Origin of the sequence: Brachyspira pulli, assembly GCF_036997785.1 — a bacterium.
Taxonomy (GTDB): Bacteria; Spirochaetota; Brachyspiria; order Brachyspirales; family Brachyspiraceae; genus Brachyspira; species Brachyspira pulli.
Genome location: NZ_JAWLQI010000005.1, coordinates 1 through 17,591, shown reverse-complemented (window position 1 = coordinate 17,591; position 17,591 = coordinate 1). Strand labels below are relative to the sequence as shown.

The following is a 17,591-nucleotide window of genomic DNA, read 5'->3' as shown; positions in this document are numbered from 1 at the left end:
ATGCGGCAAAAAAGTTGATAATACATCTGCAAAATATAAAAATTGATAAAATATAATCTTATTATCATTTCTTATTTTTCTCTATACCAAGAAGGAAGATTACTTTCTAAAGGCGAATCAATAAAAGTGTATTTCATATTAACATTTTCCGGCAATTTCCAAGATTCCAAATCCTGATTAAAATTAATACAATAGGCAAAGGCAAATGATATATCTTTTACATTAGAAAGATTCCATTTGTCTAAAGGCTGATTGAAACTTGAAGCCCCTTTAAACATTCCGTGTATAGATTCAATATTACTCATATCCCAATCATTCAAAGTCTGATTAAAACTTTTTGCATCACTAAACATAGAAGATAATTTTTTTACTTTGCTTATATTCCATTTTGAAATATCCTGATTAAATGAATATGCATTTTCAAACATATATTCCATACTCTCAACATTAGAAACATTCCAATTACTTAAATTACTGTCAAAACTTAAACAATCAGTAAACATAAAATCCATATACTTTACATTAGAAACGTCCCAATTATTTAATGGCTCATTAAAAAGTTCACAGCCAGAAAACATATGTTCCATATTAATGACTTTAGATACATTCCACCTTTCTATATTATGATTAAAATTCAAAGCTCCTCTAAACATGTTATGCATATCTTCTACGTTTGAAGTATCCCAAGTTTCTATGCCGTCAAATTTTTTAAGTTTTGAATTCTGAAATAATCCTGACATATCAGTTATTAATCTAGTATCTATTTTATTAAATTTTACTTTTTCTTTTATCAATTTTAATAATTCTGCTTTGTCTTTAGGTTTATACTTTTCATCATCTTTTAATTCTATTTTTTTAGATTTTTTATATTCTGTTATTATACTTTCTTTATTTTCAATTAGTTCTTTTAATTCATCATAATAAGTATTTTCAAGTTTATTAATAAAATCTTTAAGTTTATTATATTTAATAACTTCTTTATACACTTCTTTTATATCACAGTTTTCAAGCATATTTAAAAGTTTTTTCCTATCATTTACTTTTTTAGATATAAAATAAATATTTAATATAGATTTTATGTCTTTAAAAGAAGAAGCACCCGAAAAAAATTCCCAAATAGAACAGCCTTCATTAATGATCCAATTTTCTATAGAATAATTAAAACTTTCAGCACCGCTAAACATATGAGCAATTCTTCTTACATTAGAAACATTCCAACTATTGATATTCTGATTAAAACTTTTAGCTTCCTCAAACATAGCAGTCATCTCTTCTACTTTACTTACATTCCAATTATTAAGAGGCTGATTAAAATTATAAGCTTTTGAAAACATACTTTCCATATTTTCAACATTAGAAGTGTCCCAATTATTTAAATTCTTATTAAAATTTATAGCTTTATAAAACATACATCTCATACTAAGTACATTAGAAGTATTCCATTTATCTAAAGACTGATTAAAACTTTCAGCTTCAGAAAACATAAACTCCATATCTTTTACATTAGAAACATCCCAATAATTTAAAGGCTGATTAAATTTCTTAGCACTTGAAAACATACCGAACATGTTAGTAACTTTTGAAACATTCCAATTATTTATATTTGAATTAAAATTTACAGCTCCCATAAACATTTCAGACATATCTGTAACATTTGAAGTATCCCAATTTTCTATACCGTCAAAATTTTCTCTCTTGCTATTTGCAAATAAATATTTCATATCAGTAATTAAACTTGTATCTATATCACCAAAATAAATATTTTCATCTTTTACTAATTCTTTTAATTCATCTTTAATTTGAGGTTTATATTTCATTATTATGTTTCCTTATTGTTTTTTTATATTCTATATTTTTTGCTATATTTTTCAATTTTTTATTATTCTATTTAATTTTATTTTCACCTACCCACCCTTTAAACTTGCTAATTCAATTTGATATTTATACATTATTTTTCTTTTAAACCTAATCTGAAATTCTAACACCCGCCCAAATGTTAATTAAACTTATAATCTAATCAACGCACGGTAAATGCATTTTTATAATAAATTTAAATTGTATTAATAATTAAAATTATATTTTCAGCATTATTCTGCGTGCGGTTAGATAAACAAATTTTATTTTCAAAACATTAAATAAAAAAATAGCCATGCATGAATTAATCATACATGGCTACTTAATTTCTAATTAACTAATATTATTGAGCAGTTTGTGCAGCTTCTGTATCAGTAGCTGTAGTTGCATTGCCTTCAGCAGCTGTATTTTGTTGCTGTTGATTTCTCAATATCATAGCTTCATCATAAGTTATGTATTGCATATTAGGATCATAAGTACCAGCTCTTTGTTCACCGTTCATACTAGGTATAGTTAATACTTGACCAGGTAATATTAAGTCTGGGTTATTAGGATCTCTTAATATATTTCTGTTAGCCTGATATAATCTGTACCATTGTATAGGATCATTGTATATGAATGAATAACCAGCTATTCTCCATAAAGCGTCAGTTAAAGGAGTTCTTTGTACAACTGTATAATACATAGGAAGTACAGTAACTTTACCTTCAGTATTAACTGTTTGACCAGTAGTACCATCGATTATCTGACCTTTTTCGCCATCGCCGTCACCTTCTACTAAATCACCATCACCAGGTCTCTTAGGTCCCATTTCATATATAGCATTCATAGTGTTGTTAGCTTCTTCAAGTTTTTCTCTAGCTAAAGCATTATCATTATTAGTTAATGCATCTTCAGCTTCTTTTATAACTTGAGAAAGATTTTGATCTTCTTCACTATCAGGGATTATATAACCATCATCAACAAGCTGCTGATATCTAGCTTTGATATCATCTAATTGTCTTTGATTTTCTTCTCTAGCTATAGTATCGTTCATATTGTTAACTAAATCGTCCATAGCTTTAGAAGCTTCTAATGCTTTTTGACTAGCAGCAGCAGGATCAGTTTCAGCTAACTTATTAGCATCAGCTAAAAGAGTAGATATATTTTGATCTGTTTCATCACCTTTAGTGATAGTGTTATCATTTACAAGGCTATCATATTTTTCTTGTGCATTAGCAATATCTTGCTTAGCTTTAGCAATAGCATCTGCTTTTTCTTTAGCAAGAGCTTCTTGTTCAGCTTTCTTTCTAGCTTCTTCTTCAGCTTTTTTCTTAGCCTCAGCTTCTGCTTTAGCTTTTGCCTCTGCTTCAGCTTTTCTCTTAGCTTCAGCTTCTGCTTTTGCCTTAGCTTCTGCTTCAGCTTTCTTCTTAGCTTCAGCAGCAGCTTTTGCTTTAGCTTCTGCCTCTGCTTTTGCCTTAGCAGCAGCGGCAGCTTTCTCAGCAGCAGCTTTTGCATCTGCTTCAGCTTTAGTTATACCAGCAAGAGCAGCAGCAACATTTTGCTGCACGCTAGCAAAGTTATCAGATTTTAAAGCTTCATCAGCTTTAGCTAAAGCACCTGAAACAGTTTTATCATTATTGTCACCAGCTTTTATACTTTTACCTAAAGCAGCATTATACTTGCCTCTAGCATCAGCTATAGCTTTAGAAGCAGTATCTCTTTCTCTGCCTAAATAACCTTCTTTAACAGTATTAGCAGATGCTAAAGCATTGCTATAAGATGTTAAAACAGTAGTAAAAGTGTTAGAAGCTGCAGTAAATTCTTCATCAGTTTTAGCAGTAGCGTCTGCAGCAGGTATGCTTCCTATGTTAGAATTACCTTCTTCAAAATATTTTAAAGCTTGTTCATAAGTAGCTTTAAATTGATTATCAGTAGAAGCACCCATTTGATTTATTTCAGTTATTGCATTATTAGCATCATTTTTAGTTTTATTTATTCTAGCATTCATAAGTCTGTAGAATAATGCCATTTGAGCTTTATCTATACTTAAAGACGCCTCTTGAGACTTATCATAAGATTGTTGATATTGACCTTGGTTTTGAAGATCATCAGCTTCCTGAGTTATTCTAGCAGCATCTTCATAAGTTTGTGCTGGTAAAATAGACCAAGTAAAAGATAATAATGCTACAGTAGCCATTATTTTTTTTATTTTCATCACTTACTCCTTATATTAATTCTGTTCCTGTTCAAAGGCTTCAACTTCTTGCATCATTTTTTCTAACTGAGCTAAACGCTCTTTAACTAATCTTAAAGCCTCATCACTTTTATCAAATTGCTCTTTAGTTTTATTATACAAATCTGTATATGCAACTTTAGCTTGATAAAGCTTGTCTACCATAACTCTATAGTCTTTAGTTTCAGCAGTATACATTGCATTAGCTTCCTGATATACAGTATCAGCACTAGCAAACTCATCTGCATACATTACGCTAGCTTTAATTTCTATAGCGTTAGTAGCACTTTCATCAGTTTGTTTTTTCAAGATTTCAGAATAAGGTGGTAAACCTTTGTCTAAAACTATATTGTAATTAGTTTCAGCAGCTAATAATAATTCTTTAGCTTTTGCAGCCTCATCCTTATTTTCTTCTTTCATGATAATATCAGCTTCAGCATAACCTTTTTCTGCTATGTCAAAATCTTCTGGAGCAAATGTTTTTATCTCAGAATATTTGTTTACCACGGTATCTCTTAGGGCAGTTACCCTTTCGTATTCTTTTACTGGTAAACCGCCGCATGAAATAAGCATCAAAGCTATTAAGGTGATAAAACCAATTTGTACCTTTAATTTCATAATTAGATTAATCCTCCCAATCTTTATTTTATAAAATATATTTTATGGCTTACTGAAAATAAAACCATAATTATTAAAATAAGAAAAAAATTTAATTATAAAAAAACTATAATTATGTTAACTATATTATTATTAACGGTATAAAAGTCAAGTTCTTTTACAACTTTTTGTAGATTTATACAATTAAGACATCACAAAATGATGAAAAAAATGAATTTTATAAAATATTTTTTATTAATTTATATTTTTTTAAAAAAATTAATATTAAATATATAAATAAAAAAGGAAGCTAAAAAGCCTCCTTTTTTATTACTTATTAGTAATTTAATTTATTATTTTTAATTATTTATTAGACAAATATTTATCTATACCAGCAGCAGCTCTTTTACCATCACCAATAGCAAGAATAACTGTAGCAGAACCACGAGCAGCATCACCGCCTGCAAATACACCTTCTAAAGAAGTAGCACCTGTTTCTTCATCTATAACATAAGTGCCTTTTTTAGTAGTTTGTAATTCTGGTACTTTTCTAGATATAAGAGGGTTTGGAGTAGTACCTATAGCAATAATAACTGCATCAACTTCTATATCTTCAGTTTTGCCTTCAACAGCAACTGGTTTTCTTCTTCCGTCAGCATCTGCTTCTCCAAGTTCCATAACTTGAGTTTTTACTGCTTTTACATTGTCATTTTCATCACCAAGAACTTCTAAAGGAGCTCTTAAGAATCTGAAATCAACACCTTCTTCCATAGCGTGATGTACTTCTTCTACTCTTGCTGGAAGTTCTTTTTCAGTTCTTCTGTAAATACAGTAAACTTTTTCAGCACCTAATCTAACAGCAGTTCTGCAAGCATCCATTGCTACGTTACCGCCGCCTAATACAGCTACTTTTTTATGTTTAATAATAGGAGTATCTACTTCAGGGAATTTATAAGCACCCATTAAATTAACTCTAGTTAAATATTCATTAGCAGAATATACTCCGCAGAAATTTTCACCAGGTATTTTTAAGAATACAGGTAAACCAGCACCAGTACCTAAGAATATAGCATCATATTCTTTTCTTAACTCTTGGAAATCTAAAGAAATACCAGCAACTTCATTTATTTTAAATTTTACACCGTCTTTCTTAAGATTTTCTACTTCATGAGCTACTAATTCTTTTGGCAAACGGAATTCAGGAATACCATACATTAATACTCCGCCTATTGTATGTAAAGCTTCTAATACAGTAACATCATAACCTAATTTGATTAAGTCGCCAGCACAAGCCAAACCTGCAGGACCAGCACCTATTATACATACTTTTTTACCGTTTTTTTCTACTTTTAAATCTTCATGCTGAGCATGTTTTCTTTCATAGTCAGCAACAAACATTTCTAATTTACCAATAGCAACTGGTTCGAATTTTTTACCAACAACACATCTTTGTTCACATTGTTCTTCCTGAGGACATACTCTTCCACAAGCAGCTGGCAATGCATTAGTTTCTTTAATTTTTTTAGCAGCTTCTAAGAATTTCTTTTCAGCAATAAGACTAATAAATTCTGGAATTTTTACCTTAGCAGGACAACCTTCCATACAATGAGGTACTTTACAATCTAAACATCTTAAAGATTCAGTATAAGCCTGCTCTTCTGTATATCCCAAAGGTACTTCTTTAAAATCTTTACTGCGTTCCTCCGGACTTCTAGTAGGCATTTGTTGTCTAGGTATTTCACCTAATTTTGATCTTGGTGGCATATATCTCTCCTATTTAGGTATTTTTAACTTCATTTAATTAATTTACTTGCAAATATTATACTACAATTCTAAATATAATCAATGGCTATATAATTTTTTATTTCTCTATAAGGATATAAAAATTATATAAAAATACAATAAAAAAATATATTATGAATCTATTGACTAGAATAATTTTTTATAATATAATTCTATAATTAAAACTTTAAATTATTATTATCATTTCATTGGAGGAAAATTATGGCAAGAGTATGTGAAATATGTGGCAAAGGTAAACAAAATGGTCATAGCGTAAGCCACTCTAATATAAAAACTAAACGTTCTTTTAATGCTAACCTACAAAATATCAAAATTGAAGTAAATGGTTCTGTAAAAAAAGCATTAGTTTGCACTAAATGCATTAAAGGCAACAAAGTAGTTAAAGCTAAATAATAATTCAAATTAAAAATCAACAAAAATGAACAATGAACGTAGATATAGGTAAATTTGCTGGTTTCTGTGATGGTGTAAAACATGCTGTTGAGAATACTTTTTCTCAGGCAGCTAAAAGTAATGATGAAATATATGTTGACGGACATTTAATACATAATCCTCAGACTCTTGATATGTTGGAAAGCTCAGGCGTGAAAACTTATGAAGATGATGAGGATATGTCTGTTTTAGACGGAAAAACAGTTATTGTTAGGGCTCATGGAATATCTCCTGAAAGAAGAGAAGCCCTATCTAGTCATGCCAAAAAAATAGTAAATCTTACCTGTAAATATGTAGCAAAAATTCAAGGGCTTGTAAAAAAACACAGTTTATTAGGTTACAGAGTAATAGTTATAGGTAATCCAAAGCACCCAGAAATTATAGGTGTATGCGGATATGCTGATGATGTTTATGTTGTATATAAAGATGAAGACATAGATAAATTGCCTAATGATAATAAAAAAATTCTAATAGTAGCTCAAACAACTTTACAAAAATCCATATTCGATAAATACACAAATTTAATAAAAGAAAAATATCAAAATACTGAAATAATAATAAAAAATACTATTTGCGAAGCTACAGAACAAAGACAAAATGAAGTATTAGAGATAGCAAAAAGAAATGATGTTGTTCTTGTAATTGGAGGTTCAGAAAGCTCTAATACAAGGAATCTATACAATATAGCATCATCTATCAAACCAGCATTTTATGTTGAATATAAAGAAGACTTAGATAATATAGATTTATCAGGATATAAAAATGTTGGTATCATGGCTGGAGCCTCTACTCCAGATTGGCTTATTGAAGATGTAGCACAAACAATAAAAGATAAATATTCAAAACCTATTACAAGATTTATATCAAGAATATTTGATTTTCTTAATTATGGTTATATATTCTTCTCTGTTGGTGCCTTCTTAATGTCTTATGCAATATATGATATATTATCACAAAGTTTTCAATACAAAATAGGAATTATAATAGCAGCATATTACTTATATATGAGTTTAGGAAATGGATACAGTAATTATACTATTAGAATAAGCGATAAAAGAAGATACCTATTCTATCAAAAAAATAAAGTATTCTTTATGGGATTAATAGCTATAAGTGCATTATTAATGTTCTACTTTGCATATACAATAGATATTGGAATATTAATGCTAACAATACTATCAAGCCTTTTAGGAATAGGATACAATATAAGTTTTGAAAAACAGTCAAGATTTGAAAGTTCATTATTCTTTAAATTATTTAGAAAACTTATACCATTTAAAGCAATAGTTATATCAGTTGCTGTCACTGTTTTATTAAATGGTTCTATATTTCTAACTAATAGAGAAATAATAAAAGAAAAACCATTCTCATATTTATTTTCAACAAGTATAGTATTCCTATTTATGTTTATAAGACAAGCATTAATAGAAATAAAATTTTCTCAAAGTGATAAAATAGCTGGTGCTGTAACTTTAACTACTTACATTGATTCAAATAAATTAGCTATAATAACTGGAATAATACCAATGATTTTAGTTTTAATTATGTTAGCAGGAATTATAGCCGGAAGATTTCAATTAGAAGCTAGTAGATTGAAATACTTTATACCAATAATCTATAGCAGCATAATTTCGTTTGTAGTGATGAAAAAGAAGATTATAACAAGCAGACATTTATTTTCTATATTAATAGACTCACCGCTTTATGTATTATTTTTAGCAGCATTAATTAACATTTAATTTCAGAGAGCCAACAAACCAAAAACAGAAAAATTAATAAAGTTATTTATATTAATTAATGCCACTTTAAAATATTATTTACTAATAATTTTTAATTCTTTTTTAGGAAAAGAGAAGATGAAGATCCTGCAAGATGATTTCTTCTCAAATCGATAAGTTCAAATATAGTTGCAGAAGATAAACTCTTTCTTAAAGATTCAGGAGATTTAAGCAATTTAATTATTTCCTCGTTAACCATCCATTCTTCATCATAAACATTGCTTATAGAATCTCTAGGAGCATATATCATATTACTTCTAGCTAATACTATAAATCTGTTATTTTCATCATAGAAACCTAATTCACCAATAAAATAAGCATGAGGTAAAGCTAAATTTATATATCTATCACCATAAATGTAATTTACTTCTACTTCTTTGTGCATTTCTCCGTTAGTTATATCATATCCAAATACATGGAATATTCTTACAGATATTCTTTTACCATTTAAAGAATATTTAGATATATCACTGTCAGATATATCCCAATAGAAGAAACACCATTCTGGGTCACGCATCATAAGAACTAATTTTGTTTCATTATATCTATCTGGTAATTCTCTAACTATATCAACTTCATCAGGTATATATTCTTCTTTTTTAGCTTCTTCTAATTCTTCTTCCTCTAGTTCCTCTTCTAATTCCTCTATATCTTCTTCTTCAAGTTTTTTCTTTGAAGTTGCTTTTTTAGTAGTTGCTTTTTTAGCAGTAGTAGTAGTTTTTTTAGTAGAAGTAGCTGATTTTACTGTAGCTTTTTTAGCAGTAGCTGATTTTTCTTCTGTTTCATCAGCTTTTTTAGCGGTAGTAGTAGTTTTTTTAGAAGCAACTGCTTTCTTTTTAGTGGTATCTTCAGTTGCTTTTTCTGTTTTTTTAGTAGTAGCCATTAAATATCTCCCATAAAATTTATATTTTGTAAAATATTATAGAACAAATACTTTTATTGTCAATAACTAATACAAACTTTTTTACTTTTTTGATTTTACTAGATTTTTATTATTACGATAATAAGAATATAATAAATAAACATAATTGGAGAGAATGTGAGAGTAAAAATAATTTTAGCAATACTTTTATGTACTTTAATATCTTTTGGTCAGGAAGCCTTAGAAGTACCTATAACACCAAGTGATGATCAAGAATTGGATAGAATAGCCGGATATGCAAGAACATTGCAAAATTTTGATGGAAGTCTTAATTCATATACAAAATTAAAAGCATATATAGGAGTATTAGACTCAAAAGGAATGGCAGCATTAAAAAAACACCCATCATATCCTAAATTGGGAGATGTTTATATGTATGGTGCTATGTATTTAGAAAAAGAATTTAAAGAAGATAAAATAATAGAACTATACAAAAAAGCTTTGGAATTAAGAGCTGAACCAAATTCTAATTATAAATTGGCTACTAAATATAAATCTAAATATGATAAAGCTGTAAAAAACAATGATATTGAAAAAGAAAAAGAATATGGAAAAAATGTATATGAATATTTAAATACATATTTGATTCTTTCAGGCAATAAATCAGAAAAATATGCTCAATTATTAGAATATTTCAGCATATATAAATAAAAAACAAAAAAATTTTAAAAAAATATATTTAGCCTATTGACATTTATTATCATTATGCTATAATAACTAAACATTAAACAAAAAACAATCCGAGATAGCTCAGTCGGTAGAGCAGGTGACTGTTAATCACCGGGTCGCAGGTTCGAGCCCTGTTCTCGGAGCATTTTTAAGCCTCCTTAACGGAGGCTTTTTTATTGCTATTATCTATTTATTTCTTCTTAACATATTTCTTTATGAATCTGCTTATTATCATAATGAATCCCATTATAGCTGATATTACAAAACCTATCATTCCTACAATAGAAGTACCATGAAATAATGGAGGCATTTTGCTTGCTATGATTAAAGCACTTGCCATTATAAGAGAAGCTAAAACTATAGAATAACTTAATCTGTCTGCTAAACCATCTAATGTATTAGCTAATGATTCTAAGTTTTTATGCTCTAGTTGAATTTTTATACTTCCTTTCTTCATAACAGAAACTAAATCACCAAAATCTGCTGGAAGTTCTCTCAATATATGAGAATAATCAACTATTAATTTTTTTGCTTGTTTCAAAATATTATTTGGTTTTATCTGTTCTTTTACATACCTAAATGCAAAAGGCTTAATATGCTCTATTAATTTAACATCTTTATCTAAATTCCTTGCAACACCTTCAAGAACTATCAAAGATTTCATTAAAAGCATTATATTGCTAGGTAAAGTTAATCTGAAATCTCTTATTATACTTATAAGCTCATTAAATACATCTTCTATATTAATATTATCCAAAGACATATCTATATATTTATTAACTAATATAAATATAGCCATATTAAATTCATCTATATTCTTAATCTCACTATGATAACATAAATCAAGTATAGATTTTGATAATGCTAAATAATCTGCAGAACTTATACTCATTATTAATGAAGAAAAAGCATCTTTAGAATTTGGAGGTATAAAACCTATCATTCCAAAATCCAAAAAACATAAAACATTATTTTCTAATGCCATCAAATTACCTGGATGCGGATCAGCATGGAAAAATCCAAGCATAAATATTTGCTCTAATACAGCATCAATACCAATAGAAACAAGTTTTTTTCTGTCGTATCTTTCATCATCTGGAGATATATCTGATATTTTTACACCATCTATATACTCCATAGTTAATATGCTTTTTGTACTGTATTCTTCATATATTTTTGCTATCTTTATATTCTTATTATCTTTAAAATATCTTGCAAATTTTAAAGTATTATTCTTTTCAAAATTAAAATCTAATTCCTGTAAAAGCTGACTTTTAAAAGCAGCTATCAATTTTTGAGGCTGCATCAAAGCAAATTCTTCATTATATTTTTCTATGATATTTGAAAGCCATATTATAACTTCTATATCTTCTAATATATTTTCTTCTATATTTGGTCTTTTTACTTTAACTGCTACTTTCTCTCCATTTTTCAAAATACCAATATGCACCTGTGATATAGAAGCACTTGCTTTTGGTTTAGTATCAAATGATTCAAAAACTTCATCTATCTTTTTTCCAAGCTCAGTTTCTATTATATTAATAGCTTCTTTTTCATCAAAAGGCTTAACATGATTTTGAAGTTTGCTTAATTCATCTGTAATATCTTTAGGAAGTATATCATTTCTATTTGATAGTATTTGTCCTAATTTAATAAAAGTAGTACCCAAATCCTCACATGCCATTCTTATTCTTTCGCCTCGGCTGAAATTCCTTAGGTCTACACCTTTATATTTTATATTAATTTTATCTATTGGATTTTTTATTATTTTTAAAATTGGAGTCATGGCTATGATATCTCTAAAACCATAAGCCATTATTATAGAAATTATCTCTCTAGCCCTATTTATATATCTCATATTATTCATTTTCCTATTCCCTACAAAAAATGCATTATTAAATATAATAAATATATTTTAATAATGCATTTTTTAATTATATTCTATAAAATTTTTATCATTGTTGTTGCTGATCGTTTTTCATAGATGCTTTTAATTCATCTAATTCTTTTCTCATAGAATCATATTCATCTTTTTTTACATAACCCATTTTATCTATAACTTGTTTTATTCTGTCATCAATAAATTGAGTAACTTCTTCTTTTGTTTCTGAAGCCTTATTTACCATATCTTTAACAAACTTCTCACCTTCTTCAGCACTAACATTTTTATCTTTGATAAATTCGCGTGCTGCTTCTTCTAATTTCTCTTTTCCTTTTAACATCATACCAATGCCAGCATAAAATCCTGATTTGATATCATCTGATAAGCCCATTTTTATACTCCTTTAATTTTATAATATTTATTAATTATTAACCTTATAATAAAAAAAGTCAATATGTATATTAATATATAAACCTATTATATATAGAATAAATAAAATAAATACCTATTTATTTTACATCTTTTTATCAATAGCATCAAAATAACAAGCCATAAAATCGCCTTCTCCGTTTTCAAAATCTTTAACCATAGAAGCAACTTTTTTATTAAGCTCTTTTATCATAATATATGCTATTTCCTGTGCTTTGCTTTCGGTTATATCTGCATTATTTGCTCTAATGCATTTTATAACTTTATTAATATCCACTCTTTTATATACGCCGTCACTATCCATTTATAAACTCCTGTAAATTAAAATTAAACATATCCGCCATTTTTTAAAGTAGTTTTCAATACATCTATATCGCTATTTATATCCATTAAATTATCTTCTTGTATCTTTGTTAATACAGATTGTAAAAATCTTATAACAGAAAGTATTGAATCTTTTATACCCAATTTTACATTAGAAACATTAACAGTATCAATATTATTTGAAGATAAATCAATATAAGAATTTATAAGTTTTAATGTTGTAGGTATATTATAATCCATCATTTTATCCAAATCTTTTATAATAGATGATTTTTTATTACTATTATTAGCCATATCAATAATATCTTTAAATAAACCATTTAATTGTCTTACATAAGATGAAAATTCATAGTCTTTTATATAGTTAATAGTATTCTCAATTTCTTTATGATACTTCAAAGCCCTACTAATTACATCATCTTCTTTATTAGATGAATAATTATTTATATCATCTTTTTTGGCATTTTCATCAACATAAGTATATTCAGCTTCCACAGTATTATCAAATCTATGAGCATAAACCTCCTCTATTTTATCTTCATATAATTCTTTATTAACATATTCTTTATTATATTTTAAATTGAAGCTTTTATCACTCATAAATATAAATTTAAGCAAATCAACTATACAAAGCAAATAAGGAATACCTGTCCAAAAAAATAGAACATATAATAAACCTCTTTTTGTCTGACCTAAATAAAACTTTTGTATGCCTATTCCGCCTAACAATAAAGACAATGCTGAACATATTATGGCTTTAATTCTAGTTTTCATTGAAAAAATCCTATATTATAATTAATTGTTATATAATATATCAAAGTATTTATATTTTAACAAGTAATTTTTATTTGCTACTTGTTAATAAATATTTATAGTATATATTATTTAATAAATTTTATAAATATCAAGATAAAGCGATTAGAAAAATGAAGAAAAAACTAGAATTACAAACTACAACATTATGGGACTATCCGTCTCAGCAATATTTAAAAAGTGAAGAAGAAAAGCATAAGCATTATATAGGAGCAACACCTTCATATATAATATGGAATTTATTAAATAGATACACTAAAGAAAAAGATTTAGTAGTTGATCCAATGGCTGGAAGCGGCACAACTATTGATGTAGCACGTGAATTAAACAGACGTGCTTTAGGATACGATATAAACCCAAAAGCATTACAAAGAAAAGATATTTTTAAAGCTGATGCTAGAAAAATACCAATAGAAGATGAAAAAGTGGATTTTGTGTTTATAGATCCGCCTTACAGTACGCATATCAATTATTCTGATGAGAAAAACTGCATTGGAAAATTAACTGCTAAAGAAAATGAATATTATGATGCTATGGAAAAAGTTATAAATGAAATATTTAGAATAATGAAAAAAGACAGATATATGGCTTTATATGTTTCCGATTCTTATGAAAAAGGTTTTCCTTTTATGCCCATAGGTTTTAAACTATTTGAAATTATGAGTAAGTATTTTATGCCTATAGATATAGTTTCTGTTGTACGTCATAATAAAACATTAAATAAAGGCAATTATCATATAGCAGCAGCTGAAAATAATTTCTATTTAAGAGGTTTTAATTATCTATTTATAATGTACAAAAAAGGAAATAAAACTATTGATAATAATGGAAAAGTTCATTTAAGAAATTTATAATTTTTAGAAACTTTCATAAAAATAAAAAAGAGCAGAATTTTTAATAATTCTGCTCTTTAATTTATTTTAATTAATATTATCTTACATAATACATGTCTTTAGGTATATAATCATCTATTACAGTTGCTTCTTTCAAATTCCTTTTAGCCTGCATAGACATAATATTATATGTAGCGGCACCTATATTCTGATCTTCAACTAATACTGTTCTTTTTTCAGCTTTCTCCAAATCTACATTTGAAGTTCTAATCTGATCAAAATACTCACTAGCTAATACAAAATGTTTAAATGCTTGCTGTTCATTAACTATAGTATTTGTAATAGTAGAGTTATAAGCATAAGAAACACCTATGTTGTTATAAAGACTTGCTAAATAACTAATAAGTATAAAGTCTCTTTCTGTACGCATTTCCAACTCACCTAAACTATTACGCTTAGCTAAGACCTGACTTAAAGCATTTCTATAGAAACCATTAGCCAAATTCGCTTTATCTAAATGTAAAAGTGAATTACCTAAAGCATAGGAAACAACACTATTACTAGGATTTTTCTGGAATAAAGCATTAAATCCTTCAAAAGCACTGTCATATTCTTCATCAGCATAATATATCCAAGACAAATTATATAGAAGCTGATCACTTCTTAGGCTTGGAGGTAAATTATCATAAGCCATTTGATAATACTCTTTAGCCTTTGCATAATCTTTATCTTTATAGAAATAAACATTACCCAAATTATAGTTAGCATCTGGATATACTTTATTAATAGCTAATGCCTCATTAAAGTTTCTTACTGCGTTTCCATACTCTCCTAAATTGTAATATATCTGACCTAGCATGTTATATACATACTCTTTACCTTTGTAGAATGGATTAGATTCATATAAAGGTAATGCTGCAGTATTAAGTATTTCCATAGCTCTGTCATAATGTTTTAATCTAGTTTCATAGTCAGCATATCCAACAACTGATTCTAAATTATTAGGATAAGTTGATAAAAGCTTTTCAAACAATACTCTAGAACCATAAAAATCTTCTTTATCCAATAAATATTGAGCCAATTTAGGATAAACTTCATCATCAATATAACCTGGTTTCAAAAGTTCTATATGATCCTGAAGTGCCTTAACATGCTTATAATTATCTTGATAAATCTTTATAAGCATTGCTCTCTTTCTAGGTACTACGCCATCACCAAAGAAATTAACCATATCACTATAATTAGTATATGCGATATCATAATATTCAGGCTCAGACATATTTCTAGCTCTGCTTATCATAAGAAGACCGCGTTCATCATATATAGTTTGTTTTTCTTTCTTTTTCTCAGTGTAAACTAACATATCATTGTATAGTTCTTCACCTAATACATAATCTTCTTCTGATAATTCTTTTTCACCTTTCTTTCTATAATAATATCCAAAAGTAATTCTAGTTTCAAAATCTCTTGGCTTAAGATTCAAAGCACCTTGTATCTTAGTAAAAGCCTCATTAAATGTTTCTCTAGCTATATATGCTCTTGCATACTTATTATACCATTTTATTTGTTTAGGGCGAAGTCTTTCACCTTCTGCAAAATTACGTTCTGCCTCATCATAAGCACCATTAGATATGCTTGTTAATCCCATATTATAGTACTTATTAGCCATTACAGGTTTATAAATAAATTGGAAAGAAAGCAATACTATAGCCACAAATAATACTAAGAATATTGCTGCAACCCTTATTATTCTAGCATAATCTTTTAATGAGTTAGGTATAGGTATAAGGTCTATTACATTTTTTCTACCCTCTTCTTTAATGCCTAATCCTAATTCTTTATTTAAAAGATCTGTAATAGCTTCATTAGATTCACCTCTCTCTAAAGCATTGAGCAGAGTTTCCATTGAATCTTTATCTATCTTCTCATTAAGAATAGTATCTAAAACATGATATTGAGTAAGAGGAGAAAGATGTTTAATAACATTTATAACTTTATCCTGATCTATATCTTTATCTACATCTTCATATTTAGAAGCTGGTAAATTATCTGCTGTTTCTGGAGGAGGGAGAGTTGTACCGCCTTCTATTATATTAGAAGAAGGTTTATCACCCTGTTCTTCCAATTCTTTTGATAAATCATCTAAATCAGGAAGCAATTCTTCTTTTTTAGCCTCTGCTTTTGGTTCTTCTTCAGTATCATCTAATGATAAGTTGTCTAAATCTATATCATCATCTTTGGCTGATACTGGTTCTTCTTTTTTAGACTCTGCTTTTGGCTCTTCTTCAGTATCATCTAATGATAAGTTGTCTAAATCTATATCATCATCTTTAGCTGATACTGGTTCTTCTTTCTTATCTTCTGCTTTTGGTTCTTCTTCATCAACTGAAGTTTCACTCAATAAGTTATCTAAACCTAAATCATCATCAACTGGTAATGGTTCTGGTTCTTCTTTCTTATCTTCTGCTTTTGGTTCTTCTTCATCAACTAAAGTTTCACTCAATAAGTTATCTAAACCTAAATCGTCATCAACCGGTAATGGTTCTGGTTCTTCTTTCTTATCTTCTGCTTTTGGTTCTTCTTCATCAACTGAAGTTTCACTCAATAAGTTATCTAAACCTAAATCATCATCTACCGGTAATGGTTCTGGTTCTTCTTTCTTATCTTCTGCTTTTGGTTCTTCTTCAATACCATTTTCTTTTAATATATCATCTAAATTTTCAGATATATTACTAATATCTAAATCATCATCTTTTAATGAAGTATTTCCATAATTATCATCTATATTAGGTAAAGTATCTGGTAATGGTAAATCGTCCAATACAGGCAATTTTTCTGAATGAATATCATCTTTATTATTATCAGAATCTTTGATATCTTTTGCTATTTTTTCTTCTAGCTCTTTATCTTCTGGCAAATCCAATCCACCATCATCTGATAATGTATACTCATCTAATCCCAAATCTTCTGGTAAACCTAAATCATCATCTAATCCTAAATCTTCCGGTAAATCTAAATTATCATCATTTGTTGGTAATTT

Annotated in this window: 14 protein-coding genes and 1 tRNA gene; 5 read left to right on the top strand and 10 right to left on the bottom strand. The window is 27.8% G+C overall.

Going from position 1 to position 17,591, the window contains the following annotated elements:
* Nucleotides 1–71: 71 nt before the first annotated feature.
* The 4 genes from R4K56_RS02290 to gltA all read right to left on the bottom strand — a co-directional run bounded on the left by R4K56_RS02290 (nt 72) and on the right by gltA (nt 6,430).
* Nucleotides 72–1,817 (bottom strand): BspA family leucine-rich repeat surface protein, encoded by a 1,746-nt coding sequence (locus tag R4K56_RS02290; RefSeq protein ID WP_335772707.1) that lies wholly within the window; start codon nt 1,815–1,817, stop codon nt 72–74.
* 380 nt (nt 1,818–2,197) lie between these two features.
* A complete protein-coding gene (locus R4K56_RS02285) occupies nt 2,198–4,051 on the bottom strand; it encodes a hypothetical protein (protein WP_335760462.1) in 1,854 nt (617 codons plus the stop codon).
* 15 nt (nt 4,052–4,066) lie between these two features.
* Entirely contained in the window at nt 4,067–4,687 is a 621-nt protein-coding gene (locus R4K56_RS02280; protein WP_297297961.1) for a hypothetical protein, read from the bottom strand.
* 342 nt (nt 4,688–5,029) lie between these two features.
* Entirely contained in the window at nt 5,030–6,430 is a 1,401-nt protein-coding gene (gene gltA, locus R4K56_RS02275; protein ID WP_335758279.1) for an NADPH-dependent glutamate synthase, read from the bottom strand.
* Between the two features lie 240 nt (nt 6,431–6,670).
* On the opposite strand from gltA, the gene rpmB reads away from it, so the two are divergent.
* Nucleotides 6,671–6,862 (top strand): 50S ribosomal protein L28, encoded by a 192-nt coding sequence (rpmB, locus tag R4K56_RS02270; protein ID WP_297297965.1) that lies wholly within the window; start codon nt 6,671–6,673, stop codon nt 6,860–6,862.
* A 32-nt stretch (nt 6,863–6,894) separates the two neighbouring features.
* Nucleotides 6,895–8,640: a 4-hydroxy-3-methylbut-2-enyl diphosphate reductase gene (gene ispH, locus R4K56_RS02265; protein ID WP_335772708.1), complete on the top strand. Its 1,746-nt coding sequence runs from the start codon at nt 6,895–6,897 to the stop codon at nt 8,638–8,640.
* Nucleotides 8,641–8,731: 91 nt separating this feature from the next.
* On the opposite strand, the gene R4K56_RS02260 is transcribed toward ispH, so the two are convergent.
* Complete coding sequence (locus R4K56_RS02260) at nt 8,732–9,562, bottom strand: DUF4912 domain-containing protein (protein WP_297297969.1); 831 nt, start codon at nt 9,560–9,562, stop codon at nt 8,732–8,734.
* 156 nt (nt 9,563–9,718) lie between these two features.
* Between R4K56_RS02260 and R4K56_RS02255 the strand changes: the two genes are divergently transcribed.
* Nucleotides 9,719–10,252: a hypothetical protein gene (locus R4K56_RS02255; RefSeq protein ID WP_335758277.1), complete on the top strand. Its 534-nt coding sequence runs from the start codon at nt 9,719–9,721 to the stop codon at nt 10,250–10,252.
* Between the two features lie 88 nt (nt 10,253–10,340).
* Nucleotides 10,341–10,413, top strand: a tRNA-Asn gene (locus R4K56_RS02250).
* Between the two features lie 47 nt (nt 10,414–10,460).
* On the opposite strand, the gene R4K56_RS02245 is transcribed toward R4K56_RS02250, so the two are convergent.
* From R4K56_RS02245 to R4K56_RS02230, 4 genes are all read right to left on the bottom strand, one after another.
* Nucleotides 10,461–12,137, bottom strand: coding sequence for an ABC1 kinase family protein (locus R4K56_RS02245; RefSeq protein WP_335772709.1), 1,677 nt, complete (start codon nt 12,135–12,137; stop codon nt 10,461–10,463).
* An 88-nt stretch (nt 12,138–12,225) separates the two neighbouring features.
* Nucleotides 12,226–12,543, bottom strand: a complete 318-nt coding sequence (locus tag R4K56_RS02240) for a phasin family protein (RefSeq protein WP_297297974.1) — start codon at nt 12,541–12,543, stop codon at nt 12,226–12,228.
* 123 nt (nt 12,544–12,666) lie between these two features.
* Nucleotides 12,667–12,885 carry a hypothetical protein gene (locus tag R4K56_RS02235; protein WP_297297976.1) on the bottom strand — a complete coding sequence of 73 codons (219 nt, stop codon included), beginning with the start codon at nt 12,883–12,885 and terminating at the stop codon, nt 12,667–12,669.
* Nucleotides 12,886–12,908: 23 nt separating this feature from the next.
* On the bottom strand, nt 12,909–13,679 hold the full coding sequence (locus R4K56_RS02230; RefSeq protein ID WP_335758274.1) for a TM2 domain-containing protein: 771 nt from the start codon (nt 13,677–13,679) through the stop codon (nt 12,909–12,911).
* Between the two features lie 104 nt (nt 13,680–13,783).
* Here R4K56_RS02230 and R4K56_RS02225 point away from each other — a divergent pair, with 104 nt between their 5' ends.
* The gene (locus R4K56_RS02225) at nt 13,784–14,572 is read left to right on the top strand and encodes a DNA methyltransferase (RefSeq protein WP_335772711.1); all 789 of its coding nucleotides are present in this window, start codon (nt 13,784–13,786) and stop codon (nt 14,570–14,572) included.
* Nucleotides 14,573–14,648: 76 nt separating this feature from the next.
* On the opposite strand, the gene flcA is transcribed toward R4K56_RS02225, so the two are convergent.
* Nucleotides 14,649–17,591, bottom strand: a 2,943-nt coding sequence (gene flcA, locus R4K56_RS02220; protein ID WP_335786880.1) for a periplasmic flagellar collar protein FlcA, incomplete at its 5' end; no start/stop codon positions are given.